Here is a 26,183-nt window from a genome sequence, read left to right as displayed (position 1 = left end):
AGCCGTGGTTCACCCGGAAAGCCTCGGCATCTCACGGGATGCCCTTCTGAGGGTGGTGAGGCGGTTTCCGCCGATCGCCTCACCACTCACCTTCGGGCAAATGGCCGCAACCGCTTGCGCAGCAGCAAGAACAGCCCGGCCGCGCCGACGACCACCGCGCCGACGAGCCACACGGGTAAAGGCTTTCCCGGCGACTCGTCCGGCACCGTCACGGCGGCCGGTGCGGGGGCCGCCTCAGCCTTCTTCAACGGCGGCGCGATCTCCTGCCACGGCCATGCGCCCTCCGTCGATCCCTGGACCATCTGCGGGTCGACCGGCTTCACCAGCAACGTGCCCGGCACCGTCAGCGTGCCCAGTGGGTGCTCCTGGAACATCCCCTGCACGCCGAACACCTCGTAGGTGCCGTTGGGCAAGGAGAACGTCACCGCGTAGTGCGCGGGTTCGCCCAGCGGCACACCGACGAACTCCCGCGAGTCCGCCCCGGACTTGAACCGCAGGCCGGTCTTGCCGAGATCGCCGGCGAACGGGTGCGTGCCGTGTTGCAGCACCCAGTAGCCGACGGTGTGGGTCACCGAAGTCTGGATCGACGGCATCGGGTCGACGTACGTGACCGCCCAGCCGCCCGCGACCGCGCTCGGTGCGCTGATCAGCAGGAATGCGCAAATCAAGGCGAGAATCCTCATGGCGTGAATACACCGGGAACCGAAGTGGGGTTCCCGGTGTAGGAAGGGCATCACGGACGAAGCGGTGGCACGGGCGATCGCAGGCGACCAGGCGGCCTACGGCGAGCTGGTCGCCCGGTACACCGCGCTCGCGCACCGGACGGCCTACCTGCTCGGCGCGGGTGCGGACGCCGGTGACGTGGTGCAGGAGGCGTTCGTGAAGGCGTACCGGAAGCTCCACACGTTCAAGCCAGAAGCCGACTTCAAGCCGTGGCTGCTCAAGATCGTCGCCAACGAGACCAAGAACCTGCACCGCGGCCGGCGGCGGCGCAACCTGATGGAGCTCAAGCTCGCCACCGTCACGGAGACCGTCGACCACGACGACCCCGGCACGCTCGTGGACGACTCCCGCGCCCAGCTCCTGAAGGCCGTGCAGAGCCTGCCCGAGACCGATCGCCAGGTCGTCACGTGCCGGTACCTGCTGGAGCTGAGCGAGGCCGAGACCGCGCAGACCCTCAACCTGGCCAAAGGAACCGTGAAGTCGCGGCTGTCCAGAGCGCTCGCCAAACTGCGCCCGATGCTGGAGGAGGTGGCCCATGACCGATGAACCGGCGGAGGCCGCCCTCCGCGACCTGGCCCGGCGGATCCACGTGCCGGAACCGCCGGACGTCACCGCGAGCGTGCTCACGAGGATCAACGCCCCGCGCCGCCGAAACCGTTGGCTCACCGCACTGGTAGCGGCGGTGACGGCCTTCGCGATCGCCTTCGCGGTGTCCCCGGCGGTCCGCGCGGGCGTGCAGAACCTCCTGGAGTTCGCGGGCGTCGAGTTCCGCACCGAAGCACCGCCGAGCGTCGCGCCTCCGTTGCTCAGCAAGGAGGTCTCGCTCGAAGAAGCGCGCGAGGAAATGCCGTTCGAGATCCACCTGCCGGAAGAGCTCGGAGCACCGGACAAGATCACCGTCCACGAAGGACGGTTCGTCACACTGCACTACGGGGACCTGAGGCTCGACCAGTTCGACGGCACCATCAGCTCGACCATCGGCAAGCTGATCCACCAGGACGGCGTCGAGCAGATCAACGACAGGATCTGGATCCCTTACCCGCACGTGTTCTTCTACATCGACCGCGACGGCCAGTGGCACACCGAGGAACCGCAGGCGGCCGGGCAAACCCTGCTCTGGCAACGAGGTCAGGTCACCAACAGACTCGAGGGCGACCTGACCAGGGAGCGGGCGCTGGAGATCAGCGAGAGCTAGCCGGGGCCTCCTCGATCCCGGCCACGGCGCAGCACTGCTTGTCGTCGCAGAACCGGACCAGGCTCGCGGCCTCGTTCCGCGCGGAGCAGTTCACCGACTTGCCCGCCCGGCTCGTGCGGGAACCACCGACCCGCGCGAACAACTCTCACCGCCAGCTGGGCAGCCACAGTTGCTGTTGCCACATTTCCGGCGTGATCGGGTTGCCGTTCAAGATCGGCCACAGCCACACGAAGTTCGCCACCACGATGCCCACGTACAGCGCGACGACCAGCAGACCGGTGCCGCGCCGTTCGGAGCCCGCGGTCTTCCGGCCCAGGATCTCGCCCAGCGCCAGCACGATCAGCAGCACCAGGAACGGCGCCATCGGCGTGACGTAGAAGAAGTACATCTGCCGGTCGAGGTTGAGGAACCACGGCAGCAGGCCCGCCGCGTAGCCGACCAGGACGCCGGCGTAGCGCCAGTCCATCCGGCCGATGGTGCGGAAGACGGCCCAGCCGATCACCGGGAACGCGAGCCACCACATCGCGGGGGTGCCGATGAGCATGATCGCGCCGAGGCACGACGCCGCGCCGCAGCCCGTGACGGAGTTGTCGTAGTAGTAGAGCATCGGACGCAGGCCCATCGGCCACGTCCACGGCTTCGACTCCCACGGGTGCCGGTTGGTCTCCGAGGTGACCAGCTCGACGTGGAACTTGTAGACGTTCTTCGCGTTGTACCAGAGCGACTGCAGCACGTCCGGGATGTACGAGATGTCCTTGACCTTGCCGCCGACCACGTGCCGGTCGATGCCGGTCTCGCTGGCCATCCACGGGAACCACGTCGCGACGTAGACCAGCACCGGGATGGCGACCAGGCCGCCCAGCGACGGCAGCACGTCCTTGGCCAGCGCGCCCAGCCACGGTTCCTCGACGCCCGCGGCCCGGCGCGCCAGCGCGCTCCAGACGACGGTCAGCACGCCGAACGCGGCGATGTACCAGATGCCAGACCACTTGATGCCGCACGCGGCGCCAAGCATCACGCCCGCACCGAAGCGCCACCAGCGGAAGCCGATCCACGGGCCGAAGGCCGAGTTGTTGATGAAGCCCTCACGCACGGCCACGGCGAGACGTTCGCGCATCTGTTCGCGGTCGACGACCAGGCAGCCGAACGCGGCGACGACGAACAAGGCGATGAAGATGTCGAGCATGCCCATCCGCGACTGGACGTGCGAGACGCCGTCCGCGATGAGCAGGATGCCGGCGAGCGCGCCCAGCAGGTCCGAACGGGTCAGGCGGCGGGCGATCCGGACGATCAGCAGGATCGTGATCGCGCCCGCGAGCGCCGAGGCGAACCGCCAGCCGATGCCGTCGTAGCCGAAGAGCTCCTGGCCGATCGCCATCAGCTGCTTCGCGAGCGGCGGGTGGACGATCAGTTCGTAGCCCGGGTTGTCCTCGTAGCCGCCGTTGCGCAGCACCTGTGCCGTCTGCGGCACGTAGTGCTTCTCGTCGAAGATCGGGGTGCCCTTGTCCGTCGGATAACCGACGTTCCAGAAGCGCACGACGGCACCGATCAGCGTCACGACGATCGTCATGAGCCACCCGCGCATCCGGTCTCCGGACGGAGGCGGGGCGAGCGTCGCCGCACGATCCGTGCGCGGCTCCTCGACGACGACGGGCGCCTCTCCTGGCTGCACGAGGACTGTCACGCCGCCGATCGTAGGGTGAAGCTTGTGAGTCCTGTATCCGGTTCAGGCCGTCTCGTCCTGGCAGCCACCCCACTCGGGGACATCCGCGACGCCTCCGCGCGCCTGATCGAGGCGATCGAGACCGCCGACGTGATCGCCGCCGAGGACACCAGAAGGCTGCACAGTCTCGCGGCCGCGTTGCAGGTCAAGCCGTCCGGGCGGGTGATCAGCTTCTACGACCAGAACGAGGTCGGGCGCCTTCCGGGGCTGCTCGAATCGCTCCGCAACGGCGAGACCGTGCTGCTCGTGACGGACGCCGGAATGCCGTCCGTGTCCGATCCCGGCTACCGGCTCGTCGCCGCGTGCGTCGAGCAGGACCTGAAGATCACCTGTCTGCCGGGGCCGTCCGCGGTGACGACGGCGCTCGCCCTGTCCGGCCTGCCGAGCGACCGGTTCGCGTTCGACGGCTTCCCGCCGCGCAAGTCCGGTGAACGCAAGCGCTGGTTCGCACCTTTGGCCACCGAACAACGCACCGTCGTCTTCTTCGAGGCACCCCATCGGCTCGCGGACACGCTCGCGGACGCCGTCGAGGTGCTCGGACCGGACCGCCGCGCCGCCGTGTGCCGGGAGCTGACGAAGAAGTACGAAGAGGTCGTGCGCGGTTCTCTCGCCGAACTCGCCGAGTGGGCCGTGGAAGGCGCACGCGGCGAGATCACCGTGGTGCTCGGTCCCGCGCCCGTCCAGGAGACGCCCGACCTCGACACGCTCGTCGCCGAGGTCAGGCAGCGCGTCGCCGACGGGGAACGGATGAAGTCGGCCGCCGCCGAGGTCGCGGAGGCGGCCGGGATCAGCAAGAAGACGCTCTACGACGCGGCGATCAAGTCAAGCTGACTCCTTGTTGAACGTCCGCACGCCGTAGAACACGCCGACCAGCACGAGCGCCGCGACCGAGACGAGCCCGTAGAACATCGAGCCGGGGTTGAAGATCGACCGCTCGGCGTCGACGACGTGCGCCAGCGGGTTGATCCGCGACAGCCAGTAGAGCCACTGCGGGCCGTTCGACATCGGCAGCAGCACGCCGGAGAGCAGCATCAACGGCACGATCGACGCCGACAGCACGGACGCGAAGACGTACTCCAGCTTCACCTTCAACGCGATCGCGTACGACACGGACCCGATCGCGATGCCCAGCAACGCCACCAGCCCGAGGCCGAGCAGCATCTGCCCGGCCGACGCCCGGAACCCGAACAGCATCGCGGCCAGCATGATCAGCAGGCTCTGCACGACCAGCAGCACGACGTCCTTGCCGACCCTGCCGACGAGCAGCGCGACCCGGCTGACCGGGGTGACCCGCAGGCGTTCCATCACGCCCGTGCGCACCTCGGGCAGCAGTGAGAAGCCCGCGTAGGCCGTGCCGAACAACGCCATCTGCACCAGCAGCCCCGGCACGAACCACTGCCAGCCGCCCTCGCCCAGCAGCGGTCCGAACAGGCCGAGGTAGAGCAACGGCTGGGCGATCCCGAACACGACTGCCACGGGGTTGCGCAGCACGGGCAGCATCACGCGGGAGAACACGAGCCAGGTGTCACGCAGCATTGGCTTCCTCCCGCAGAGAGCGGCCGGTCATGGTCAGGAACACGTCGTCGAGCGTCGGCCGGTGCACCTGCACCGAGTGCAGTTCGACGCCGATGTTGTCGAGGTCGCGCAGCAGTCCCGGCAACGCGCGGTCGCCGTTCGGGATCCGGAAGCTGACCTTCTCGCCGTCGATCACGGCGTTCTCGAACTTCGAGGCGACGATCGATGCCTGCGGTGTGCCGAGCACGACCAGATCGCCGGAGACGCGGTGCTTCAACTCGTCCGGTGAGCCCTCGCCCACGATCGAGCCGTGGTCGATCACCAGCAGCCGGTCGCTCAGGTAGTCGGCCTCGTCCAGGTAGTGCGTGGTCAGGAAGACCGTGACGCCGTCGGCCTTGAGCTGCTTGATGTGGTCCCACAGGTTGCGGCGGCTCTGCGGGTCGAGGGCCGTGGACGGTTCGTCCAGGAACAGCAGCCGCGGGTCGTGCAGCATGCCCATCGCGATGTCGAGCCGGCGCTGCTGGCCGCCCGACAACGTGATGACGCCGCGCTTTTCCAGGCCCTGGAGGTCGAACCGCTCGAGCAGGTCGGAGACCTTCGTGCGGGCGTCGTGCTTCGACAGTCCGTAGAAGCGGGCCTGGAACTCCAGCTCGTCGGCGACCCGCTGGTCCTGGCCGGAGCCGTTCTTCTGGCCCACGTACCCGATGTTGCGGCGCACTCCGGCCGGGTCGGTCAGCAGGTCGTGCCCGGCGATCGTCGCCTCGCCGGCGGTCGGCTGCAGCAGCGTGGTCAGCATGCGCAACGTCGTGGACTTGCCTGCGCCGTTCGGGCCGAGGAACCCCACGAGCTCGCCCTCGGCGACGTCGATGTCCACCCCTGCGACCGCGTCCACCGGACCGGTCTTCGTGGTGAATCGGCGCGCGAGGCCGCGTGCCTTGATCATGACTGAATCCCCTCTAGTCAAGTTTGACTAGAGGCTAGCGGGAACTAATCAAGTTTGACTAGTCCGTCAGCTCGTACGCACCGGCCTCTAGGCGTTCGATCAGCTCCCGAGTCCAGCGCACCTGGCCTTCGAGATGGACGAGCCACAGTCGAAACAGCTCGCTGACGTGCGCGGGCTTGCCCATCTCCGGCATCGAGGAGATGCCGTGCCGGGTGGGGGTGAGCTGGCCTTCGAGGCCCGCCAGCCGGTTCTTCAGCAGCACGACCGCCTGCTTGCGGGGAACGAGGTTGAGCATCGCGACGCCCGCGGAGACCTCGTCGTTGCCGGCGGCAGGGTCGGCCAGCGCGTGCGCGAGCAGGTCCCGCAGCTCGTGCTCCCCGGCGGCGGTGATCCGGTAGGTCGTGCGGGCGGGGCCCTCCTCGGACTCTGCGGTGCCCACCGGCTCCAGCAGACCGTCCTTGGCCAGCGACTTCAGCGCGTGGTAGATCGAGCCCGGCTGCACGTTCGCCCAGCTGTCCGCCGACCACGACTTCAGCTCGCGGCGCACCACGTAACCGTGTGCCTCGCCGACGAGCTTGACCACGCCGAGCACCAGCATCCTGGTCGCGGACAAACAGACCTCCCACTCGGTGAAAACACCCTGGCACCGCCTCCGTAGGCTATGTCCATGAGTGCCTCCGTACTGACCGCGGTGGCCTGGCCTTACGCCAACGGCCCCAGGCACATCGGTCACGTCTCCGGTTTCGGTGTCCCGTCCGACGTCTTCTCCCGCTACATGCGAATGTCCGGACACCGGGTGCTCATGGTCAGCGGCACGGACGAACACGGCACACCCATCCAGGTGCAGGCCGAGAAGGAAGGGCTCACAGCTCGTGAGCTCGCCGACAAGTACAACCGTGTGATCGCGTCCGACCTGCAGGGCCTCGGCCTGTCCTACGACCTCTTCACCCGCACCACCACCGGCAACCACTACCAGGTGGTGCAGGACCTGTTCTCCGCGCTGTGGAAGAACGGCTACGTCGTCCCCAAGACCGAGATGGGCGCCATCAGCCCGTCGACCGGCCGCACCCTGCCCGACCGCTACATCGAGGGCACCTGCCCGATCTGCGGTTACGAGGGCGCGCGTGGCGACCAGTGCGACAACTGCGGCAACCAACTCGACCCGTCCGAACTGATCAACCCCCGTTCGAAGATCAACGGCGAGACGCCGAAGTTCGTCGAGACCGAGCACCTGTTCCTCGACCTGTCCGCGTTCATCGACTCGCTGGGCAGCTGGATGGGCACGCGGTCGGACTGGCGTCCGAACGTGCTCAAGTTCTCGCAGAACCTGATCAAGGACCTGCGGCCGCGCGCCATCACCCGCGACCTCGACTGGGGTGTGCCGATCCCGCTCGACGGGTGGAGCGACCAGCCGATGAAGCGGTTCTACGTGTGGTTCGACGCGGTGATCGGCTACCTGAGCGCGTCCGTCGAGTGGGCGCGGCGCACGGGGAACCCTGATGCCTGGAAGGAGTTCTGGACGGGTGACGCCCAGGGCTACTACTTCATGGGCAAGGACAACATCGTCTTCCACTCGCTCATCTGGCCGTCGCTGCTGCTCGGGCAGAACGGCGCGGGCGACAAGGGCGGCGAGCCCGGCCGGTTCGGCACGCTGAACCTGCCGACCGAGGTCGTGTCGTCGGAGTACCTGACGATGAGCGGCTCGAAGTTCTCGACCTCGCGCGGCACCGTGATCTACGTCGGCGACTTCCTCAAGGAGTTCGGGCCGGACGCGCTGCGGTACTTCATCTCCGTCGCGGGGCCCGAGAACCAGGACACCGACTTCACCTGGGAGGAGTTCGTCCGCCGGACGAACTTCGAGCTGGCGAACGAGTGGGGCAACCTGGTCAACCGCTCGATCTCGATGGCGCACAAGAACGTCGGCGCGATCCCGAAGGCCACCGCGCTGACGCCCGCCGACCACGAGCTGCTCGCGCAGTCCAAGGCGGCGTTCGAGACGGTCGGCGCGCACCTGCGCCGCTCGCGGTTCAAGCAGGCCTCCGGTGAGGCCATGCGCGTGATCTCGCTGGCGAACAAGTACCTGTCCGACCAGGAGCCGTGGAAGCTCAAGGACGACCTGGACCGCCGTGACTCGGTGCTGCACACCGCGTTGCAGGTCGTGCAGGACGCGAACACGCTCATGACGCCGTTCCTGCCGCACTCGGCGCAGAAGGTGCACGAGGCGTTGGGCGGCACGGGCGTGTGGGCCGCACAGCCGGAGATGACCGAGGTCACCGACCTCGACATCCCCGACCGTTCGTACCCGGTGCTGACCGGTGACTACGCCGGTGAGCAGGCCAAGTGGGAGTCGACGCCTCTGGAGGTCGGCCGGCCGCTGCAGAAGCCGTCGCCGCTGTTCACGAAGCTGGACTCGAAGCTGGGTGAGGTCGGGCCCGAGTGGGCTCCGATCGTGACCGAGTAGTGGCGGACAAGCGTGAACGACCGCCGGTGCCGGAAGCTCTTCCGGCACCGGTGATCGACGCCCACACCCATCTCGACGCGTGCGGTGCCGTCGACGCCGCCGACGTGGCGGTCCTGCTCGATCGGGCAGAGGCCGCCGGCGTCTCGCACGTGATCACCGTGGCGGACGACCTGAAGGCCGCGCAGTGGGCCGCCGAGGCGTCCACTTGGGACCCCAGGGTCTACGCGGCGGTCGCCGTGCACCCGACGCGCACCTCTTCTTTCGGGGACGCGGAGAAGGCCGAACTGGAACGGCTCGCCGCGTTCGACCGCGTGGTCGCGATCGGCGAGACCGGTTTGGACTACTACTGGGACTACTCGCCGCCGGCCGCCCAGCACGAGGCCTTCCGTTGGCACATCGACCTTTCCAAGCGCGTCGGGAAGCCGTTGATGATCCACGACCGGGACGCGCACGAGGACATCCTCAAGATCCTCGATGCCGAGGGCGCACCGTCCACAGTGGTGTTCCACTGCTTCTCCGGCGACGCGGACTTCGCCCGGCGCTGTGTCGACGCGGGGTACGTGCTGTCGTTCGCGGGCCCGGTGACGTTCAGGAACGCCCGTGCGCTGCGGGAAGCGGCGGCGCTGGTGCCGCAGGACCAGCTCCTGGTCGAGACGGACGCGCCGTTCCTGACGCCCCATCCCTATCGTGGGCGTCCAAATGAACCCTATTGTGTGAATTACACAGTTCGCGATCTCGCTACGCTCCGTGGCGAAGATCTTTCTGAACTCTGCTCCGCCGTCACCCGTACTGCTCAACGAGTGTTCGGACTTGGTGACTGAAATGCGACTTAGGGCGAACGGAGCAAAGGGTTCCTACCCCGATGGGTGACTGAGGTCACAACATCGGCGGGGGTGTTTGCGCAACGTCCGCGACCCCGTTACTGTCCCGTGACCGTGCCACCTGAGCCGACCCAGTCGGTTCGGAGCACGCCCGCAGTCGGGGCGGGACCGAAGCCAGAAGCGCGAAGAAGCGAGACCACGTAGGAGGAGTTGCCGGGAACCTTCGAGCTCCAACTCGAATGATCTTGTCAACGCCAACTGTGCGGTGGCCTCACAGCTTCCGCAATGGAGGTATCGACCCTTGTCTGGAAGCGACAGAAGTGCCGCTCCGTACGACTTCAACGACGACACCGACTGGTTCACGCCCGTCGGCGGTACGACCGTTGGCGTCGCTGATCCCCACCCGAGCTTCCCCGCCGGTGCGCTGACCATCACGCCCGCGGACGTGCTCGAGGTGCTCGGCCCGGACGCGGACGACCTCCTCGCCTCGGCCAACGTCGACGTCGACGAGCTGATCCGTCTCATCAACGCCGAGACGACGATCATGCCGCCCCTCGTCCTCCCCTCGGAGGAAGAGGAGCTCAAGGACCCGCAGGTCCTCGTCAAGGCCGCCTCGACGTGGAAGCGCCGCTTCCTCAAGGGCACGGTCGCCGCGGTCCTCGTGTCGATCTCCGGTGGCGGCGTGACCGCGATGGCGATGGACAAGTCGCTGACCGTCGAGGTCGACGGCGCGCTCCAGACCGTCCACTCCTACGAGGGCACGGTCGGCGAGGTCCTGGCGGAGGAAGGCATCGTCGTCGGTGAGCACGACGCCCTGTCGCCCTCGCTGAACGCCCCGATCTCCGACGGCGGCAAGATCAGCCTCGACCGCGGCCGCCTGATGAAGATGAGCATCGACGGCCAGGCCCGCGAGGACTGGGTCCGCTCGGTCACCGTCGAGGAGGCCGCCAAGCAGTTCGGCGTGCCGCTCGAAGGCGCCTGGATGTCCATGCCCGGCTCGCACGACGTGCCGCTGGAAGGCATGAGCGTCGAGGTCAAGACCCGCAAGAACATCAAGCTCTTCGACGGCGCGAACCCGGTCCGCGAGGTCCAGACGACCGCACTGACCGTCGACGAGCTGCTCAAGGGCGAGAACCTCACCCTCGGCCCCGAGGACGCCGTCGCGTCCGGCCTGGACGTGAAGCTCGCGACCGGCGCCGAGGTCTACATCTCGCGCACCGGCGTCACGGTCATCAACGTGAACGAGCCGGTCGCTCCTCCGGTCGAGAAGACCAACGACCCGAACATGACCGCGGGCCAGCAGACCGTCACCGACCCCGGCGTGCCGGGCGAGCAGACCTCCACGTACCGCGTGACGGTGAAGAACGGCAAGGAGATCAGCCGCGAGAAGATCGGCGGCAAGGTCACCAAGGAGCCGAAGCCGAAGAAGATCACGGTCGGCACCAAGCCGCTGCCCGACGGTGAGGTCTGGGACCGTCTCGCCAAGTGCGAGGCGGGTGGCAACTGGGCCATCAACACCGGCAACGGCTACTACGGCGGCCTCCAGTTCTCGGCCAGCACCTGGGCCTCGAACGGCGGCACCGTCTACGCGCAGCTTCCGCACCAGGCGACCCGCGAGCAGCAGATCGCCATCGCGACCAAGCTCCGCGACCGCTCCGGCGGCACGTACGGCGCCTGGCCGGGCTGCCGCGCCAAGCTCGGCCTGCCGTAAACACGCACAACCCTCTCCGTCCCCCTGACAAGGCCGCCCTGGTTCGCCACGGGCGGCCTTCGTCGTCTCCGAAGGGAACCTGGTGCGAGAATGCACCGGTGAGCCTGCTGGGACCTGCCGAAGTTCGTCGTCTGGCTGAAGAGCTGGGCATCCGCCCGACCAAGAAGCTCGGCCAGAACTTCGTGCACGACCCGAACACCGTCCGCAAGATCGTCGCCGCCGCCGGGCTGACGGAGGACGACGTGGTCCTGGAGGTCGGACCCGGCCTCGGCTCCCTGACGCTCGCGCTGCTGCCCGCCGCCAAGCAGGTCGTCGCGGTCGAGATCGACCCGCCGCTGGCCCAGCGGCTGCCTCAGACGGTCGCCGAGATGGACCCGGACAACGCGGGCAAGCTGCACGTCGTCCTCAAGGACGCCATGAAAGTCACCCAAGAAGACCTGCCGGTCCAACCCACCGCGATCGTCGCGAACCTCCCGTACAACGTCGCGGTCCCGGTGGTCCTGCACCTCCTGGCCGAACTCCCGAGCCTTCAAAAGGGGCTGGTCATGGTCCAGGCCGAGGTGGCCGACCGGATGGCCGCGAAGCCGGGCAACAAGATCTACGGCGTGCCCAGCGTGAAGCTCGCCTGGTACGCGGAGTCCAAGAAGGCCGGCGCCATCGGCAAGAACGTCTTCTGGCCGGCGCCCAACGTCGACTCGGGCCTGGTGTGGTTCCAGCGCCACGAAAAGCCGCTGTCCACAGTGGATCGCAAGAAGCTCTTCTCGATCGTCGACGCCGCCTTCGCGCAGCGCCGCAAGACGCTGCGAGCGGCGTTGAAGGGCTGGGCCGGCAACCCGGGAAACATTGACGAACTGCTCGCCAAAGCGGGTGTGGATCCCCAGCAGCGGGGCGAGCAGCTGAGCGTGATCGACTTCATCCGGATCGCCGAGGTCTAGGGCCTGCATCGAAGTCCTGTCCGCGGCAGCCGGGCCCGAGGCGGCCCCTGGCGGCACGGCCGGACGGCCCACGTACAACACCGGTACGCAGGCCGTCCGGCCGCACCACCAGGAACCACCTCAAGCGCGACTCCCCTCGAACCAGACTTCGATGCAGGCCCTGGCCGGGGATCCTTCGGCCAACAGTGTGATCTGTCGAACGAATCGGAATCTGGCTTGCGCAACCGAACGTCCGTCCGGTTGACTGCTACTTGCCATCCGGAGCGACTGAGAGACCTGGCTCTACGACGTCGCAGCAACCACCCGCTGGATGCGGGCAGGTGCTAACGCCAGGACCGATGGAGGAGCACCATGGGTACCGTGCGAATGCTGACGCGCCGTCGAGTCATCGACCAGTGCCGTCGCTCGTCTTCTGCATGTCGTCGCCAACTCGTCTAAGGCGCCTTCTTCTAAGAGTCCTTTGACGCGCACTCAGTCAACGAGTGGCGCACACACCTGAGCAGAAATTCTGACCGCGCACGTCCGTCCCAAACGGACAGTGTGCCGTCGCGCGCAGCCGTGGAGCAGACGTGATCACTGTCGAAAACCTCACCAAGTCCTTCCAGGGCGTCAGTGCCCTCAACGGCGTCACCCTCGACGTCGAAGCCGGAACCGTGCTCGGCGTGGTCGGCCCGAGCGGCGCCGGCAAGTCGACGCTCGCCCGGTGCGTCGCCCTGCTGGAGCGCCCCGACTCGGGTGCGATCCGCGTCGACGGCACCGACATCACCAGCCTCGACGGGTCGGCCCTGCGTGCCGCCCGCCGCCAGATCGGCGTTGTGCCGCAAGGGGATTCGCTGCTCCGGCAGCGGACCGCGGCCGGCAACATCGCGCTGCCGCTGGAGTCCGCGGGCATCCCCGGACCGCAGCGCCGCACCCGTGTGGGCGAGCTGCTGGACCTCGTCGGCCTGACCGACAAGGCCGCCTCCTACCCCGACCAGCTGTCCGGCGGGCAGCGTCAGCGCATCGCCGTGGCACGCGCCCTCGCCGCCAACCCGTCCGTGCTGCTCGCCGACGAGCCCACCAGCGCTCTGGACCCGGAGACCACCGGTTCCGTGCTGACCGTGCTCGACCGTGCGCGCGCCGAGCTGGGCGTGACCGTTCTCGTCGTCACGCACGACATGGGCGTGGTCCGCAAGATCTGCGATGACGTCGCTGTGCTGGAGCAGGGCCGCGTCGTCGAGCACGGCAAGGTCCTCGACCTGGTCAACGACGTCGCGAGCCGCACGAGCAGTGCGCTGCTGCCCGCCGTCGACCTGAACCCGATCAACGAGAGCAGCTACGACCGCGTCGCGGACGTCGTGCTCGTCGGGTTCGCCGCGGTCGGCGCGTTGCTGCCCGAGGCCGCACACCGGTTCGGCGTCGAGCTGAACATCGTCGGTGGTGGCCTCACGCGACTGGGCGAGACCCCGGTCGCGCGGTTCCGGCTCGGCCTGAACGGCGAGCGCTCGGACTCCGCGCTGGAGTGGATCGGCGAGGCCGGCGGCTCGGTGCAGAGGTCCTTGAAGGGCCCGCAGGGAGTAGCTGCGTGAGGTCTGCAACACCCTGGTCCGACGTCTTTTCGTTCCTGCTCGAAGCCACCGGCGAGACGCTGTACATGGTCGGCGTCTCGACCGTCATCGCCACTGTTCTCGGTGTTCCCGTAGGTGTCTGGCTGCAGCTCACCGCCAAGGGTGGGTTGCGGCCGAACACCGCGGTGCACAGGATCCTGAGCTTCGTCACCGACCTGGGCCGCTCGATGCCGTTCATCGTGCTGCTCGTCGCGCTCACGTCGGTCACCCGCCTCATCGTCGGCGGCTCCATCGGCAGCACGGCGGTCATCGTGCCGCTGGCCGTGGGCGCCATCCCGTTCGTGGGGCGGCTTGTGCAGAACATCCTGTCCGAGGTGCACGTGACCGTGGTCGAGGCCGCGATCACGACCGGCGCCTCGACGTTGAGGATCGTGCGCAGCGTGCTGATCCGCGAGTCGCTGCCCGCGCTGATCAACGCCATCGGCGTCACCGTGATCGCCCTGATCGGGTACTCGGCGATGGCCGGCGTGATCGGTGGCGGTGGCCTCGGTGACCTGGCGATCCGCGAGGGCTACCAGCGCTTCAACGACCGGATCCTGTGGAGCACCGTGGCGTGGCTCGCCGTGCTCACGACCGTGATCCAACTCGGTTTCACCCGTGCCGCTCGTGCGTCGGACCGACGCCGGCACGCCTCCGTCTGACCCGTAGCAATTTCTCAAAAGGAACGTAATGCGTATTCGTGCTGCCCTGATCGCAGTCGCTTTGACCGGTTTGACTGCTCTGTCCGCTTGCTCGTCCGGTGGCGCGTCCGCCTCGGACACGCTGAAGGTCGGTGTCTCGCCGGTCCCGCACGCCCAGATCCTCAAGTACGTGGCCGACAACCTCGCCGCGTCGAAGGGCCTGAAGATCGAGGTCGTCGAGTTCACCGACTACGTGCAGCCGAACACGGCGCTGGTCGACGGGTCGCTCGACGCCAACTACTTCCAGACCGTCCCGTACCTGGAGACGTTCACCAAGGAGAGCGGCGCCAAGGTCGAGTGGGTCCAGCCGGTCCACGTCGAGCCGCTCGGCCTGTACTCGAAGAAGGTCAAGAAGCTCGACGAGCTGCCTTCCGGCGCCAAGATCGCCGTCGCCAACGACGCCACCAACGAGGCGCGCGGCCTGAAGCTGCTGGAGGCCAACGGCCTGATCAAGCTCAAGGCCGTGGACCAGCCGACCGTGCGCGACCTCGCGGAGAACCCCAAGAACCTCCAGTTCGTGCCTCTGGAGGCCGCTCAGCTGCCGCGTTCGCTGGAGGACACCGACGCGTCCGTGATCAACGGCAACTACGCCATCGACGCCGGCCTCAAGCCCGCCACCGACTCGCTCGCGCTGGAGAAGGCCGAGGGCAACCCGAACGCGAACGGCCTGGTCACGCGCACCGAGCTCAAGGACGACAAGCGCGTCAAGGGCCTGGCGGAGCTGCTCGGATCGCAGCAGGTCAAGGACTACATCAAGCAGACCTTCAGCGGTTCGGTCATCCCGGTCTGACGGTGACAGTGACCGGGGGAGGAGTCCGGGACCCCAGAACGCCCGTACGCTGACATGGTGCTCGCAGTCGTTCCACCCCCGGTCACAGTTCGCGTCCCGGCCAAGGTCAACCTGCACCTGGCCGTAGGTGACGTGCGCCCGGACGGCTACCACGACCTGGTGACGATCTTCCAGGCGCTTTCCCTGGTCGACGAGGTCACGGTCGCGGTCGCCGACGAGCCAGGAGTCGAGGTGTACGGCGAGGGCGCCGACCAGGTGCCCACCGGAGCCTCGAACCTCGCCTGGCGCGCGGTCCAGCTGCTGGCAACCCACGTCGGCAAGGACGCGGACGACCCCAAGGTCCGCGTCGTCATCCGCAAGGCCATCCCGGTCGCGGGCGGCATGGCGGGCGGCAGCGCGGACGCGGCGGCAGCGCTGGTCGGCCTGTCGTCGTTGTGGCGCCTGGACATCAGCCGCGACGAGCTGGCCGAGCTGGCCGGGAAGCTCGGCGCGGACGTCCCCTTCGCCCTGTACGGCTCGACCGCTCTGGGCACCGGCCGCGGCGAGCGGATCGTGCCCGTGCTGGGCCGTCACCAGTTCCACTGGGTACTGGCGTTCGACCGTCGTGGACTGTCCACTCCGGAAGTGTTCGACGAGCTGGACCGCCTGCGCGCGGAGGGAGATCCGCCCCGCGTCGGCGCGGTCGAGGCGGTGCTGGAGGGGTTGTCCTCCGGCGACCCGCGTCAGCTGGCTCTGTTGCTGGGCAACGACCTCCAGGCCGCGGCGGTGTCGTTGCGCCCGAACCTCCGCCGCACTTTGCGCGCGGGCGTCGACGCGGGCGCGTTGGCCGGCATCGTGTCCGGTTCCGGCCCCACGACGGCGTTCCTGTGCGAGGACGGCGACACGGCGGTGAAGGTGGCCGCCGAGCTCGCCGGAGCCGGTGTGTGCCGGACGGTTCGCGTGGCGCACGGGCCGGTGCCCGGAGCGCGCGTGATCGCGACCGAGGAACCGAAGCCCACTCCTCCCGAGGTGCACGCCTAAGATCCCGTGGAGCCACGCCTGTCCCGGTGCGAAGCACCCGTTCCAAACGGGGGCGATCTCGAATTCTCGGGGCGCGCGTGGCTCTTTCGCGGGCGAGGGAGATCACGTGGGCGGGCGGCTGCGACGCGAGTTGTTCCGGATGGTCGTGTCGGACCTGGTCGGCGATGAACCGAACCTCCACGCCGCGCGCCTCGCCCAGTACGTCGGCCTGGTGCGCCGCAGTGCGGTCGCGCACCCGGAGTGGACGGCTCAGTTGCTGCGATGGGCGCGCCACGAAGCCGGTCTCGACTACACGGCGCGTGCGGGTGCCGCCGAGTTCCTCTCCGCACGGCTGGCGGCCGGTCAGCACGGCCTGTCCCGGCAGGTGATCGACTCCGTGCTCGTGGACCCGCTGGATCCCACCTGGCTGCTCTGCTACTGGAACTACTTCCACGGACGAACGCTGCCGAAGCCGCTGAAGCGCGGTATCGGTGACGCGGTGCGCCGCCTCTACACCGAGGAGGCGGTCCGTCAGGCCGATCTGACCTGGATGGACCTCCGGCTCGGCGACGTGCTGAACCGCGTGCACCCGAAGCCGGTCGACGCGGCGCAGTCGGCTCTGTTCCGCCGCATTCTGGACCGCAGGTACGACAGCTCTGCTGTGGACGCCACACCCGTCCCCGGGTGGAAGCCGACGCTCCCGCGGCCGCGGCTGACCGGCCACACGCTGCTGGTGACCGGACTGGTCGCACACCAGACGGTCGAACTGGTGGCGAGCCGGTGCGACCAGGCCGAGATCGTCCGTGGTGCCGATGACCTGCGGAAGGTCGTCCGCGGCCGGTTCCGCCGGCACGACCGGGTGGTGGTCGTCGCCGAGGGCCAGGAGCTCGATCGGCCGTTGAGCTGGTCGGTGCCGAGGAACGTGCCTCTGCACGTGTGGGACCTCGCCGGCCGGGAGGTGCAGTGGGCGGCGGTGTCGCGGCACCGCTATCGCCACGACGGCACCAAGGAGGGCGCGTTGTGGGCACTTTCCCTGTTCGAGGCTGGTGAACAGGAGCTTTGGCCCTGGTAGGTAGCCTTCCTGGGGCAGTTTCTTACGAGTCGTGAGGTTTTGATGGCCAACCTGGTCAACCTGGAGTCCGTGTCGAAGTCGTTCGGCGTCCGGCCGCTGCTTGACGGCGTGTCGCTCGGCGTCAACGAGGGCGACCGCATCGGTGTCGTCGGCCTGAACGGCGGTGGCAAGACGACGCTGCTCGAGGTGCTGGCCGGGGTGGAGCCCTCCGACGACGGCCGGGTGTCGCGGTCGCGCGATCTGCGGATGGCCGTCGTGACGCAGCGGACCGAACTGCCGCACGGTTCGACGGTGCGCAACGCGGTGATCGACCCGCTCGGGTTCGACGCCGAGCACGAGTGGGCGGCCGACGCCCGCGTTCGGTCCATTTTGGACGGACTCGGGATCATGGCGCTGGGCCTGGACTCCGTGGTCTCCACGATGTCCGGTGGCGAGCGGCGCCGGGTCGTGCTCGCGGCCGCGCTGATCCAGGACCTCGAACTCATCGTGCTCGACGAGCCGACCAACCACCTCGACGTCGAGGGTGTGCGGTGGCTCGCGGAGCACCTGCTGGCCCGCAAGTGCGCGCTCGTCGTCGTCACCCACGACCGGTGGTTCCTCGACACCGTCTGCAACCGCACGTGGGAAGTGGTGCAGGGCAAGGTCGAGCAGTACGAGGGCGGTTACGCCGACTGGATCTACGCCCGTGCCGAGCGGACCCGGCTCGCGGACGTGCTGGAGGAGAAGCGGCAGAACCTGGCGCGCAAGGAACTCGCCTGGCTGCGCCGCGGCGCGCCCGCGCGGACCTCGAAGCCGCGCTACCGGATCGAGGCCGCCGAGGCCCTGATCGCGGACGTGCCGCCGTTGCGCGACAACGTCGAGCTGCTCGCGTTCGCCAAGAAGCGCCTGGGCCGCACGGTGATCGAGCTCGAGGACGTGACACTGTCCATTCCGGACCGTTACCTGGTGCGCGACCTGACGTGGCGCATCGGCCCCGGCGAGCGGATCGGTCTGGTCGGCGTCAACGGGTCGGGCAAGACGACGTTGCTGAAGCTGCTGGCCGGGGAGCGCGAAACCGAGACGGGCAAGCGGATCCAGGGCCAGACGGTCAAGATCGCGCACCTCTCGCAGGAGCTGCTCGACCTCGACGGGTCGATGCGCGTGCTGGAGGCGATCGAGGAGGTCGCGCGGCGCGTCGTGCTCGGCAAGTACGAGATGTCGGCGTCGCAGCTGGGCGAGCGGTTCGGGTTCTCGTCGCAGAAGCAGTGGACGCCGGTGTCGGACCTGTCCGGTGGCGAGCGGCGGCGGCTTCAGCTGTGCCGGTTGCTGATGGCCGAGCCGAACGTGCTGCTGCTCGACGAACCGACGAACGATCTGGACATCGACACGTTGCAGCAGCTGGAAGACCTGCTCGACTCGTGGGCCGGCACGCTCGTCGTGATCTCGCACGACCGGTACCTGGTCGAGCGCGTGTGCGACAAGGTCGTGGCGCTGTTCGGCGACGGCGGCCTGACCGAACTGCCCGGTGGCATCGAGGAGTACCTCAAGCGCCGCGACTCGTTGCGCGACAGGGAGTCCTCGGCCCCGGTGGCGGACAAGGCGCCCTCGAACGCCGCCGACCAGCGTGCCGCCCGCAAGGAGCTGGCACGGCTGGAGCGACGTCTCGAGGTGCTGCACAAGAAGGAAGCCGAGCTGCACGCCGCGCTCGCCGAGGCCGCGACCGACTCCGGCAGGTTGCTGAAGCTCGACGCCGAACTCCGCGCCGTGCTGGCGGAGGAGTCCGACGTGGAGGCTCAGTGGATGGCCGCCGCCGAGGTCGTCGAGGGCTGAGACCTGCCCCGGGCTACTTGCCCTTGCGGCGCAGTTCGGCGGCGAGCTGGGGCAGCAGCTCGTCGATGAACGACGTGTCGTAGCCCTGGCCGGAGAGCAACGCGTAGCTGAAACGCGCCTTCATGACCTCTTCGGAGCTCGCCCCGAGCATGCCGTCGAGTGCGACGCCGATCTCCTCCAGCATCCGGTCGACCTGCGCGGTGCGGTAGCCGCGCTGGCCGGCCGCCGCCTGCGGGATCCGCAGCTGCCGCAGGTCCTTCCACGACTTGACCTGCGGCATGCTGCGCACCGGTCCGGAGAGCTGCTGCTCGATCTGGCCGAGGAACCCGTCCACCTCGGTCTCGTCGTAGCCACGCCGGCCGATCAACGGGCGGGAGAACCGGACGTCGCGGACGTCCTTGCCGGTCAGGTTGTCCTGGCCGAGCAGCGTCGCCTCGATGCGATCCAGGAACGCGTCCACCTGGGACTCCTGGTAGCCGCGGCGGCCACGGGGAGGACGGTGGAACGCGATGTTGCGGATGTCCGCCGCGGTGAGCTTCGGCGCGTCGATGGACTTCGGCATCGCGGCCTGCTGAGCGGGCTGCAGCGGGGCCGGCGGCTGCGGGCGGCGCTGCTGTGGCTGGGGACGCGGCTCGGGCCGCAGGCGTGGATCTGGCTGCGGACTGCGCTGCTGCGGTCGTTGCTGTTGCTGCGGGAGCTGCGTCGTCGGCGGGGCCGCCTTGAGCGGTGGCGGTGCGGTCTCGAACATCAGCACCACGAGGTCGAGGAACGTGTCGACGTCTTCCTCGTCGTAGCCGAACGTGCCTGGTGCCGTCTCGCCGAACACGGCGTCCTGCACCTGCTGGGAGGTCAGGTTGTCCCTGCCACGCAGAGTGCCTTCGATGCGGTCGAGGAACGCGTCGATCTGGCCCTCGTGGTAGCCGCGGGTCCCCGGTCTGGGCTTGTGGAAGCGCACGGCGGCGACGTCGTCAGGGGACAGTCGCACCGCGGGTCTCATCGCCTGCGACGTGGCGTGCGCGCCCTGGGCCGGCGCGGAGGCCTGATGGCGTTGCGGAGTGGACCGCAGCGTGTCCGCGACGAGTTCCATGAAGACGTTGACCTCGTTCACGTCGTAGCCCGGATCACGGGTCGCGGTGCTGAACTTGACGTTGAGCACGTCTTCGCGCGTGAGGATGTCCTTGCTCTTCATGGTGCCCTCGACACGGTCGAGAAACGCGTCCACCTCAGCCGCGTCGTACCCGCGCTGACCACGCGGAGGACGGTGGAACGCGACCAGGGCCACGTCCTGCGCGGAGAGCAGAGGTGCCGGATGCGCGGGTAGACGATGCTGCGCTCCGGGGCCGCCCCGATCCACCAATGACCTCCTCCTGCGTACCTGTACTGGGGAGTATCGCGTTTCGCGTGGCATAACGTTTCGTCCTGATGGACCAAACGCCGCCACTACGATCGCGAACATGAGTCAGTTCGTGGATGTGATGCTGGCGACGGCCTCCAGTGGCGGGGACAGGGGCATGACGACGGGTGAACCCGCCGCGCCAGTCCGCCAGACGTGGGCCGAGGTGCACGAACGCGCCCGGCGGATGGCCGGTGCGCTCGACGTGGCGCCGGGCACCGCGATCGCCGTGCTCGCCGCCGAACCAGCCGTGATCGCCCCAGCCGTGCAGGCCGCATGGCTGTGTGGTGGCAGCGTCACGATGTTGCATCAACCCACACCACGCACCGACCTGGCCGAGTGGGCCGAGGACACGCTGCGGGTGCTCGCCATGATCGATTCGCGTCTGGTCCTGCTCGGCAGCCCTTTCGACGCCTTGGCTGCCGTTCTGGACCAGCACGGAGTGCCCTACAAACTGCTCTCCGAACTCGATGCGGAACCGATCGCTGCTCCTGTTCCCACCGACGAGGATGCCACGGCTCTGCTTCAGTTGACGAGTGGATCCACAGCCGACCCCAAAGCGGTGCGCATCACGCACCGCAATCTGATGGCCAACGCCGAGGGCATGCGCATCGCGGCGGCACTCGATCCTGCCTCTGACGTCATGGTTTCGTGGCTGCCGCTGTTCCACGACATGGGGATGGTCGGCTTCCTGACCGTGCCGATGCTGTTCGGCCTGGAATTGGTGAAGGTCACACCCGTCGACTTCCTGTCACGCCCGACGTTGTGGGCGGACCTGATCACCCGGTACCGCGGCACCATCACCGCCGCGCCGAACTTCGCCTACGCGATCGTGGCGCGCCGCCTGGCCTCCTCGTCCGACTCCTTCGACCTGTCGACGATGCGACTGGCGCTGAACGGCGCCGAACCGATCGATCCTTCGGCCGTCGAGGCCTTCGTGTCCGCGGGCGAACGGTTCGGGCTGCGCCCGGAGTCGATCCTGGCGGCCTACGGCATGGCGGAGACCACTCTGGGTGTGGCTTTCGCGCCGTTGTTCACCGGCCTGTCGGTGGACGTGGTGGACGCGGACGCCGTGGAAGCCGACAAGAAGGCAGTGCCCGCTTCGGACGGTCGCGCGTTCCCGTTGCTCGGCCCGCCGTTGCCCGGCCTGGAACTGCGGGTGGTCTCGGACTCGGGCTCGATCCTGGGCGTCCGGGACGTCGGCGAGATCCAGGTCCGCGGCGAGGCCGTCACCCCCGGCTACCTGACGGTGAACGGTCCACTCGCCACACAGGACGCCGAAGGCTGGCTGTCCACCGGGGACCTCGGGTACGTGGTCGAAGACGGCCAGGTGGTCGTCTGCGGGCGCCGCAAGGACGTCATCATCATGGGCGGCCGGAACATCTATCCGACCGATGTGGAGCGGGCCGCCTGCTCCGTCGAGGGCGTGCGGGCCGGCAACGCCGTTGCCGTGCGGCTGGACGCGGGGACGAAGCGGGAACGGTTCGCCGTCGTGCTGGAGTCGAAGCTCGCCGGCGACGAGGCCGCCGAGAAGGATCTGGTCAAGCAGGTCACCGCCCGGGTCGTGGACGCCGTCGGGCTGCGGCCGTTCGTGGTGGTGGTGCAGCCGCCGGGGACGTTGCCGAAGACGCCGTCCGGCAAGCTCAGGCGGTCCGCGGCGGCTGCTCTGGTCTAGTAGAGGGCGTCGAGTTCTTCGAGTCGCTCGCGCAGCTCCTTCGCGCTCTTGCGGGGGAGTGCGCGGGCGACGAAGCCGAGGATTTCGCGGGAGTCCCAGAGGGGGTTGCGGCTCAGTTCCAGCCGCAGGACGTCTGACATGAAGCGCCGGGAGAACTCGGCGACGAGCATGCGCGTGCGCTTACGCGGCATGGACCTTTCGGTTGGTCATGCCGTCCATTGTGCACGTCAGTGGAAGCTGTTTTGCGCGGCTTCCAGGCCCTTGGTGACCATGGCCTCGGCCGCGTCCGCCGCCCGGTCGATCTCCAGCGCGAGCTGCTTGCGTTCGACGGTGGAGAAGTCCTTCAGGACGTAGTCCGCGGGGTCCTGGCGGCCGGAGGGGCGATCCACGCCGAAGCGCAGGCGGTGGTAGTCCGGGCCGCCCAGGGACTTCGTGATGGAGCGGAGTCCGTTGTGGCCGTTGTCGCCGCCGCCGAGCTTCATGCGCAGCGCGGCGAACGGGAGGTCCAGCTCGTCGTGGATCACGACGATGGTGGTGGGCTTGAAGAACTTCACGGCGCTCGCGACGGGGCCGCCGGAGAGGTTCATGAAGCTGCGCGGCTTGGCGAGGACGACTCGGTGGCCGGACAGGCGGCCCTCGACGATCTCGGCGCCGGACTTGTGGGCCTTGAACTTGCCGCCGACGCGGGCGGCCAGCTCGTCGAGGACCAGGAAGCCGATGTTGTGACGGTTGCCTTCGTACTTGGGGCCTGGGTTTCCCAGCCCGACGATGAGGGCGAGGTCAGCGTCCACGGAACCGCAACTCCTGCTCGAGATCGTCCAGCAACGTGTCCACGGCCTGCACCTGGTATCCCTTGCCCAGCAGGCCGGACGTGGTGCTGAACCGGGTGTTGCGGACCTCGGTGGAGGTCATGGCGCCCCGGCCGTCCAGGTTGGCCGCGGCACGGACGACGAAGGCGTCGACTTCGGCACGATCGTATCCGGTGCTGGTCTTCGTGAGCTTGCGCGCGTAGAGGTCCTCGCCGGTGTTCAGGCCCGTCGGCGGCACGATGCCGTTGCGGATCTGGAACTCCAGCAGGTGAAGGACGCCGTCGACGCTGAGCGGGTCGTAGCCGTTCGGGACGGTGGCGAACCTGACGGTGCGCACGTGTTCCGGGTTCAGGCGAAGACGGCCGGCCAGCGCGTCGGCGACGATCTGGAGGAACTCGTTGACCTGGTCCGGGTTGTAACCCTGCCGCTTGCGGCGGAAGGTCTTGGACCGGACGTCGGCGGGCCGCAGGTACTGCAACGGCGCGCCGCCCCCCTTGTGAGGAGGTGACGCGCCGTCGTTTCGGCCCGACGTGATGGGGCTCAGCTTTCCTCGGTGGCCTCGGCCGGAGCGGCCTCGTCACCCTCGAGCTGCGCCGCGGACGGCGCCTCGTTGATCGCGACGACGAGAGCGTCGGCGTCGGTGATCAGAACGGCACCGGCCGGCAGGGTCAGGTCGCTGGCGTGGATCTGGGTGCCCGCGCCGATGCCCGCGATCGACAGCTCGATCTGGTCCGGGATGTTCAGGGCGTCAGCCTCGATCTGGATCGTGCTGAGGTCCTGCGTGAGCAGCGTGCCCGAGGCGGGCTCGCCCGAGATGGACAGCGGCACCTCGACGGTGACCTTCTCGCCGCGCTTCACGAGCAGCAGGTCGACGTGCTCGATGTAGTTCTTGATGGGGTGCGTGGTGACGGTCTTGGTGAGCGCCAGCTCGCTCGCGCCGTCGAGGGCGAGAGTGAGGACGGCGTTCTGGCCGTGCTCACGGACAACACGGGCGAACTCGAGCGCCGGCAGGGCCAGGTGCTGCGGGTCGGAACCGTGGCCGTAGAGCACCGCGGGGATCTTGCCGGCGCGACGGGTACGGCGGGCGGCGCCCTTGCCGAATTCAGTGCGCTGCTCTGCGGCGAGACGGACCTCGGACACGGTGGGGTACTCCTTACAAGTCTGGCCTTGTACGTCGGGGCGGTGCACAAGTATCAGCGGTTCAGCTTTGGGGTGGTGGCCAGCGGCGGCGAGCAGCACGCGGATAACGTCAACACGCGCGGCATCAAGCCACCGCGTCGATCACGTTGAGCTGGATAGCTCGCCCTCGCCGAGGCAACCCGACCAGTGTAGGTGAGTGGGGGCGGGGGGCCTAATCGGGGGGTGGCTTGGGGTTTGCTGGCGGGTGGGGGGTGCTGTGTGGGTGGTCGCTGTGGGCGTGTGGGTGGCGGGCGTGTGGGTGATCGGCTGGTGATCGGCGGCCTTGCGGGTGGTTACTGTGCGGGCCGCGACCTTGCAGGGTGGTCACCTTGCGGGCGGCGACCTTGCGGTGCGTGCTTCCCCTGGGGGCTCTGCCCCCAGACCCCCGGCAATCTGATCGGGGGAGGGCGCCACGGGTGGGTTGATGGCACGCCTGTTGGGTTGGGCGGCTGCGCGTTGCTTTGAGGGGTGCGTTGGCGGTGGGGTCCCGTCACGAGCCGCACCAGGAGCGGGCCACATGCAGGTAGGGGTGTCAACTCGACGAACAGCGTGTCGAGTTGACACCCCTACCTGCATGCAGCAAGAGCTGTGGTGCGACTCGTGACGGGACCCCACCGCCCGGCCCGTTTGGTAAGGACGGCTCGCCTAATGAGTGGTGGGCCGGTCGTCTGGCAGGCTCGTTTCTGGTAGTGCTGGTGGGTGAGCACTCTGCTCGCCTGGACTGTTGAGTCCTTGCCGAAGATCGTGCCCTCGCTGGTGCCGGGAGAACGTGATCGCTGCTGGGATGTCGTGCCCATTCTCAGGGGTGTGAGCACTGTTCATTAGGTCGCTGATGGTTCTCCCGCTGCTGCTGCCGGTGCTGGTGAGGTGCGAGCGGGGAGGGCGAGATGCTGTTGCTGATCGGTGATGACTGGGCCGAGGATCACCATGATGTCGAGGTGATGGATGTCGGCGGGCGTCGTCTGGTGAAGGCCCGGTTGCCCGAAGGCGTGGCGGGAATGGCCCGGTTGCACGCGTTGATCGCCGAGCATTCGGGTGATGCCGATGTCGAGGACGTGGAGGTGCGGGTCGGGATCGAGACGGATCGGGGTCCGTGGGTGGCCGCGCTGGTCGCGGCCGGATATACGGTGTTCGCGGTGAATCCGTTGTCGGTGGCCCGTTTCCGGGACCGGCATGTGGTGTCGGGTGCGAAGAGTGATGCGGGGACGCGCATGTGCTGGCCGACATGGTCCGCACTGATGCCCACCGGCTGAGGCCGGTCGCGGGCGATTCGGCCGAGGTCGAGGGCATCAAGGTGGTCGCGCGGGTGCACAAGACATTGATCTGGGACAACACCCGCCACACGCTGCGGCTGCGGCATTCTTTGCGTGAGTACTTCCCGGCCGCGCTGGAAGCCTTTGCTGATCTGGACGCGCCGGACACGCTGGAGCTGCTGGGCCGGGCGGCTGATCCGGACACCGCGAAGAGGTTGTCGTTCAACCAGATCCGCGGCGCGCTGGCGCGGGCCCGGCGTCGTGACGTCGACACCAGGGCCGCCGGGATCCAAGCCGCGTTGCGCACCGAGCACCTGGGCCGGCCGCCGGTGGTGACCGCCGCTTACGCGGCCACCACTCGTGCCACGATCGCGATCCTGGCCGCGTTGGCCGAGCAGATCACCGGCCTGCAGGGCGAGGTCGAGGCCCATTTTGGCCGGCACCCGGACGCTGAGATCGTGCTGTCCCAACCTGGGATGGGCGCGGTTCTGGGTGCTCGGGTGCTCGCCGAGTTCGGGGACGACCCTGACCGCTATGTCAGCGCGAAAGCCCGCAAGAACTACGCCGGCACCAGCCCGCTCACCGTCGCTTCCGGCCGCAGACGCACCGTCCGGGCCCGGCACGTCCACAACGACCGGCTCCTCGACGCCCTGATCGCCCAGGCGTTCGTCGCCATGCGGGTCAGCCCTGGCGCCCGCGCCTACTACCAGCAGCAACGCGCCCGCGGCAGCAGCCACAACGCCGCCCTGCGCCAACTCGCCAACCGCCTCGTCGGCATCCTGCACGGCTGCCTCAAAACCCGCACCACCTACGACGAGACCACCGCCTGGGCACACCACACCACCGCAGCCGCTTGACAGCCCCAGCAACTGGGATGTCTTCGGCTTCGC

The 26,183-nt window shown here is 68.4% G+C and carries 24 protein-coding genes, 1 pseudogene and 1 riboswitch; of the genes and pseudogenes, 15 read left to right on the top strand and 10 right to left on the bottom strand.

Translation table 11 applies throughout. The annotated features are described in order from the left end of the window. Nucleotides 1-86: 86 nt before the first annotated feature. Nucleotides 87-668 carry a hypothetical protein gene (locus BM417_RS46160; protein ID WP_093606465.1) on the bottom strand — a complete coding sequence of 194 codons (582 nt, stop codon included), beginning with the start codon at nucleotides 666-668 and terminating at the stop codon, nucleotides 87-89. A 79-nt stretch (nucleotides 669-747) separates the two neighbouring features. On the opposite strand from BM417_RS46160, the gene BM417_RS46155 reads away from it, so the two are divergent. Beyond that, the gene (locus BM417_RS46155; RefSeq protein WP_218164785.1) at nucleotides 748-1,269 is read left to right on the top strand and encodes an RNA polymerase sigma factor; all 522 of its coding nucleotides are present in this window, start codon (nucleotides 748-750) and stop codon (nucleotides 1,267-1,269) included. Then, nucleotides 1,259-1,918 carry a hypothetical protein gene (locus BM417_RS46150; protein ID WP_093606463.1) on the top strand — a complete coding sequence of 220 codons (660 nt, stop codon included), beginning with the start codon at nucleotides 1,259-1,261 and terminating at the stop codon, nucleotides 1,916-1,918. Before BM417_RS46155 ends, BM417_RS46150 begins: the two co-directional genes overlap by 11 nt. A gap of 145 nt (nucleotides 1,919-2,063) precedes the next feature. Here BM417_RS46150 and BM417_RS46145 read toward each other — a convergent pair whose 3' ends face one another. Continuing rightward, complete coding sequence (locus BM417_RS46145; protein WP_245822884.1) at nucleotides 2,064-3,602, bottom strand: dolichyl-phosphate-mannose--protein mannosyltransferase; 1,539 nt, start codon at nucleotides 3,600-3,602, stop codon at nucleotides 2,064-2,066. Nucleotides 3,603-3,626: 24 nt separating this feature from the next. Here BM417_RS46145 and rsmI point away from each other — a divergent pair, with 24 nt between their 5' ends. After that, entirely contained in the window at nucleotides 3,627-4,472 is an 846-nt protein-coding gene (rsmI, locus tag BM417_RS46140) for a 16S rRNA (cytidine(1402)-2'-O)-methyltransferase (protein WP_093606462.1), read from the top strand. On the opposite strand, the gene BM417_RS46135 is transcribed toward rsmI, so the two are convergent. Genes BM417_RS46135 through BM417_RS46125 form a run of 3 tightly spaced genes read right to left on the bottom strand, consistent with a single transcriptional unit; the run spans nucleotide 4,464 to nucleotide 6,712 of the window. Continuing rightward, on the bottom strand, nucleotides 4,464-5,177 hold the full coding sequence (locus BM417_RS46135) for an ABC transporter permease (protein ID WP_093606461.1): 714 nt from the start codon (nucleotides 5,175-5,177) through the stop codon (nucleotides 4,464-4,466). The genes rsmI and BM417_RS46135 overlap by 9 nt on opposite strands. Beyond that, a complete protein-coding gene (locus tag BM417_RS46130) occupies nucleotides 5,167-6,099 on the bottom strand; it encodes an ATP-binding cassette domain-containing protein (RefSeq protein ID WP_093606460.1) in 933 nt (310 codons plus the stop codon). Before BM417_RS46130 ends, BM417_RS46135 begins: the two co-directional genes overlap by 11 nt. A 58-nt stretch (nucleotides 6,100-6,157) precedes the next feature. Then, entirely contained in the window at nucleotides 6,158-6,712 is a 555-nt protein-coding gene (locus BM417_RS46125; protein ID WP_093606459.1) for a PadR family transcriptional regulator, read from the bottom strand. Nucleotides 6,713-6,766: 54 nt separating this feature from the next. Between BM417_RS46125 and metG the strand changes: the two genes are divergently transcribed. The 10 genes from metG to BM417_RS46075 all read left to right on the top strand — a co-directional run bounded on the left by metG (nucleotide 6,767) and on the right by BM417_RS46075 (nucleotide 18,984). Beyond that, nucleotides 6,767-8,560 (top strand): methionine--tRNA ligase, encoded by a 1,794-nt coding sequence (gene metG / locus BM417_RS46120; RefSeq protein WP_093606458.1) that lies wholly within the window; start codon nucleotides 6,767-6,769, stop codon nucleotides 8,558-8,560. Between the two features lie 26 nt (nucleotides 8,561-8,586). Beyond that, nucleotides 8,587-9,381 carry a TatD family hydrolase gene (locus tag BM417_RS46115; RefSeq protein ID WP_093606481.1) on the top strand — a complete coding sequence of 265 codons (795 nt, stop codon included), beginning with the start codon at nucleotides 8,587-8,589 and terminating at the stop codon, nucleotides 9,379-9,381. 301 nt (nucleotides 9,382-9,682) lie between these two features. Next, nucleotides 9,683-11,092: a resuscitation-promoting factor gene (locus BM417_RS50055; protein WP_093606457.1), complete on the top strand. Its 1,410-nt coding sequence runs from the start codon at nucleotides 9,683-9,685 to the stop codon at nucleotides 11,090-11,092. Nucleotides 11,093-11,196: 104 nt separating this feature from the next. Next, entirely contained in the window at nucleotides 11,197-12,027 is an 831-nt protein-coding gene (gene rsmA / locus BM417_RS46105; RefSeq protein WP_093606480.1) for a 16S rRNA (adenine(1518)-N(6)/adenine(1519)-N(6))-dimethyltransferase RsmA, read from the top strand. A gap of 251 nt (nucleotides 12,028-12,278) precedes the next feature. Next, nucleotides 12,279-12,372, top strand: a riboswitch (SAM riboswitch). Nucleotides 12,373-12,596: 224 nt separating this feature from the next. Then, complete coding sequence (locus BM417_RS46100) at nucleotides 12,597-13,595, top strand: methionine ABC transporter ATP-binding protein (RefSeq protein WP_093606456.1); 999 nt, start codon at nucleotides 12,597-12,599, stop codon at nucleotides 13,593-13,595. Continuing rightward, complete coding sequence (locus BM417_RS46095) at nucleotides 13,592-14,275, top strand: methionine ABC transporter permease (protein ID WP_093606455.1); 684 nt, start codon at nucleotides 13,592-13,594, stop codon at nucleotides 14,273-14,275. The genes BM417_RS46100 and BM417_RS46095 overlap by 4 nt, the downstream gene beginning before the upstream one ends. Nucleotides 14,276-14,303: 28 nt before the next feature. Further along, the gene (locus BM417_RS46090) at nucleotides 14,304-15,104 is read left to right on the top strand and encodes a MetQ/NlpA family ABC transporter substrate-binding protein (protein WP_093606454.1); all 801 of its coding nucleotides are present in this window, start codon (nucleotides 14,304-14,306) and stop codon (nucleotides 15,102-15,104) included. A 57-nt stretch (nucleotides 15,105-15,161) separates the two neighbouring features. Next, nucleotides 15,162-16,124: a 4-(cytidine 5'-diphospho)-2-C-methyl-D-erythritol kinase gene (locus tag BM417_RS46085; protein ID WP_093606479.1), complete on the top strand. Its 963-nt coding sequence runs from the start codon at nucleotides 15,162-15,164 to the stop codon at nucleotides 16,122-16,124. 106 nt (nucleotides 16,125-16,230) lie between these two features. Then, nucleotides 16,231-17,175 carry a hypothetical protein gene (locus BM417_RS46080; protein WP_093606453.1) on the top strand — a complete coding sequence of 315 codons (945 nt, stop codon included), beginning with the start codon at nucleotides 16,231-16,233 and terminating at the stop codon, nucleotides 17,173-17,175. 42 nt (nucleotides 17,176-17,217) lie between these two features. Continuing rightward, a complete protein-coding gene (locus BM417_RS46075) occupies nucleotides 17,218-18,984 on the top strand; it encodes an ABC-F family ATP-binding cassette domain-containing protein (protein WP_093606452.1) in 1,767 nt (588 codons plus the stop codon). Nucleotides 18,985-18,997: 13 nt separating this feature from the next. Here BM417_RS46075 and BM417_RS50050 read toward each other — a convergent pair whose 3' ends face one another. Then, entirely contained in the window at nucleotides 18,998-20,338 is a 1,341-nt protein-coding gene (locus tag BM417_RS50050; protein WP_281251420.1) for a DivIVA domain-containing protein, read from the bottom strand. A 100-nt stretch (nucleotides 20,339-20,438) separates the two neighbouring features. On the opposite strand from BM417_RS50050, the gene BM417_RS46055 reads away from it, so the two are divergent. After that, complete coding sequence (locus BM417_RS46055; protein WP_093606451.1) at nucleotides 20,439-22,052, top strand: fatty acyl-AMP ligase; 1,614 nt, start codon at nucleotides 20,439-20,441, stop codon at nucleotides 22,050-22,052. Here BM417_RS46055 and BM417_RS47430 read toward each other — a convergent pair. The 4 genes from BM417_RS47430 to BM417_RS46040 form a co-directional block, all read right to left on the bottom strand. Further along, nucleotides 22,049-22,243 carry a hypothetical protein gene (locus tag BM417_RS47430; RefSeq protein ID WP_143139116.1) on the bottom strand — a complete coding sequence of 65 codons (195 nt, stop codon included), beginning with the start codon at nucleotides 22,241-22,243 and terminating at the stop codon, nucleotides 22,049-22,051. The genes BM417_RS46055 and BM417_RS47430 overlap by 4 nt on opposite strands. Nucleotides 22,244-22,279: 36 nt before the next feature. Further along, the gene (gene pth, locus BM417_RS46050) at nucleotides 22,280-22,843 is read right to left on the bottom strand and encodes an aminoacyl-tRNA hydrolase (protein ID WP_093606450.1); all 564 of its coding nucleotides are present in this window, start codon (nucleotides 22,841-22,843) and stop codon (nucleotides 22,280-22,282) included. Beyond that, nucleotides 22,833-23,339, bottom strand: a complete 507-nt coding sequence (locus BM417_RS46045; protein ID WP_093606449.1) for a DivIVA domain-containing protein — start codon at nucleotides 23,337-23,339, stop codon at nucleotides 22,833-22,835. Before BM417_RS46045 ends, pth begins: the two co-directional genes overlap by 11 nt. A 62-nt stretch (nucleotides 23,340-23,401) precedes the next feature. After that, nucleotides 23,402-24,001: a 50S ribosomal protein L25/general stress protein Ctc gene (locus BM417_RS46040; RefSeq protein WP_093606448.1), complete on the bottom strand. Its 600-nt coding sequence runs from the start codon at nucleotides 23,999-24,001 to the stop codon at nucleotides 23,402-23,404. A gap of 929 nt (nucleotides 24,002-24,930) precedes the next feature. Here BM417_RS46040 and BM417_RS46035 point away from each other — a divergent pair. Continuing rightward, nucleotides 24,931-26,150: pseudogene (locus BM417_RS46035) on the top strand (IS110 family RNA-guided transposase). Nucleotides 26,151-26,183 lie beyond the last annotated feature (33 nt).

This window comes from Lentzea waywayandensis (assembly GCF_900115955.1).
Lineage (GTDB): Bacteria > Actinomycetota > Actinomycetes > Mycobacteriales > Pseudonocardiaceae > Lentzea > Lentzea waywayandensis.
Note: the sequence above shows the minus strand (reverse complement) of the source record. Positions and strands in the feature narration are given on the sequence as shown.